This window comes from Cellulomonas sp. GbtcB1 (genome assembly GCF_019091725.1).
Taxonomy (GTDB): Bacteria; Actinomycetota; Actinomycetes; order Actinomycetales; family Cellulomonadaceae; genus Cellulomonas.
The window spans coordinates 1-232 of sequence record NZ_JAGXJG010000646.1 but is presented as its reverse complement, the minus strand read 5'-3'; the positions used below and the strand labels follow the sequence as shown (position 1 = coordinate 232).

Sequence of the window (232 nt, the reverse complement as noted above, 5' to 3'; positions counted from 1 at the left end):
GGCCGACAGCACGACGCCGAGGTCGACGTCCAGCGCACCCCTCAGGTGCGCGATCGCGGGCGTTGGCAGCACGCCGACGTTCAGCACGTCCACCCCCGCGCTCGCCAGGCCCGCGGCCACCGCGGCGGACAGGAACTCGCCCGAGGGGCGCGGGGCGCGGCCGCCCACGGCGCGCGGCCGGCGGCCGGCGAACCCGCCGCGCTGGCCAAGCACGTGCGCCGCCGCCACGTAC

1 pseudogene is annotated in these 232 nt (G+C 80.2%); it reads right to left on the bottom strand.

The window, feature by feature from the left end:
• Nucleotides 1–232, bottom strand: a pseudogene (locus KVT14_RS21665) (phosphoglucosamine mutase); the annotation flags it as partial.